Raw genomic sequence first — 1678 nt, forward strand, 5'->3', positions numbered from 1 at the left:
CCGGCCACACCGTCAACTGGCCCGCCCTGCACACCGGCCGCCCCGCCCGCCCCGTCGACCTCCCCACCTACCCCTTCCAACACCAGCACTACTGGATCAACGCGGTGGCCGAGCAGGCCGACGTGTCCGCCGCCGGCCTCGCTCCCGCGCAGCACCCGCTGCTCGGCGCCGCCATCACGCTGCCGGAGTCGAGCGCGGTGGTCCTGACGGGACGCATCGGTCTCCAAACCCACCCGTGGCTCGCCGACCACGCCGTCATGGGCACCACCCTCCTGCCCGGCACCGCTTGCGTCGAACTCGCCCTGCGGGCGGGCGACCAGGTGGGTTGCGGCCTGCTGGAAGAGCTCACCCTCGAAGTGCCGCTCGTCCTACCGCCGCAGGGCGCCTGCGACCTCCGGGTGTCCGTGGGTGAGCCCGACGAGTCCGCACGGCGGCCGGTCAACGTGTACTCGCGAGTCCAGGACGCGGCCTCTGCCGACGCCTGGACCCGGCACGCCAGCGGTCTGCTCGCCGTCGGCACGAGCGCGTCCCGCTCCGGGGCCGATCTGAGCGTATGGCCGCCCGAGGGCGCCACCCCCGTCGATGTGAGTGAGCTCTACTCGACGCTGGCCGCCGACGGGCTGGAGTACGGCCCGGTGTTCCGGGGCCTGCGCGCCGCCTGGCGCCGCGACGGTGACGTCTTCGCCGAACTTGCCCTGCCCGAAGAGGCGCACGGCGACGCGGGTGCGTTCGGTCTCCACCCGGCCCTCCTCGACGCCGCACTCCACGCCACCGAGCTGGTGGGCGGCGACAGCCGGCAGCTCGGACGCGGCGCGGCCCTGCCGTTCGCGTGGAGCGACGTGTCGCTGCACGCCTCGGGGGCGACCGCGCTGCGGATCCGGGTCGCGGCGGTCGACGGCAGTGCGGACACGACGTCGCTGGACCTGGCCGACGCGGCCGGAGCACCGGTGGCAACCGTCCGCTCGATGGTCGCCCGGCCGGTGTCTGCCGAGCAGATTGCGACGGCGCGCGGCGGTTCGCTGCCGCTGTACCACGTGGAGTGGACCCCGATCCCGACGGAAGGCGCGAGCGCGGGTACCGGCACCGGTTGGGCGGTGCTCGGTCCGGAGGCTGACAAGTGGGCCTGGGCAGGCCTGACTTCATACCCGGACCTGGCTTCGCTCGGCGATGCGGTGCCACCGGTGGTGCTGCTGCCGTGCCCGGTCGTCGAGTTCGACGCCACGGACCCGGACGGCAGGACGACGATGCCGGAGCGGCTTCGTGAGGTCCTCGGCGATGTGCTGGGCACTCTGCAGCAGTGGCTGGCGGAGGAGCGGCTGTCGTCCTCGCGGCTGGTCGTCGTGACTCAGGACACGGACGGCCCGGGAAGCATGATCAATGCGGCGGTGGGGGGTCTGGTCAGGTCGGCCCAGGAGGAGAATCCGGGCTGCTTCGTACTGGCCCGCTGGGACGGCTACGAGGCCTCGGCCCGTCACTTCCCGGCCGCGGTCGCCAGTGGTGAGCCGCAGGTTTCGGTCCAGTCGGACGGTGTGTCCGCGGCCCGGCTGGGACGCGTCGCACCCGATGTGACGACCGCCGGCTCACCCGCCCTCACCGGTTTCGAGGACTGGGGCCCCGAAGACACCCTCCTCATCACCGGCGGCACCGGCGGACTCGCCACCCTCATCGCCGCACACCT

At 73.3% G+C, this 1678-nt stretch carries 1 protein-coding gene; it reads left to right on the forward strand.

All coding sequences use genetic code 11. The annotated features are described in order from the left end of the window. The coding region (locus ACZ7IB_RS49205) for a polyketide synthase dehydratase domain-containing protein (RefSeq protein ID WP_470921897.1) at positions 1 to 1678 on the forward strand (1678 nt) is incomplete at both ends.

It is taken from the genome of Streptomyces sp. NPDC037301, from assembly GCF_055602785.1.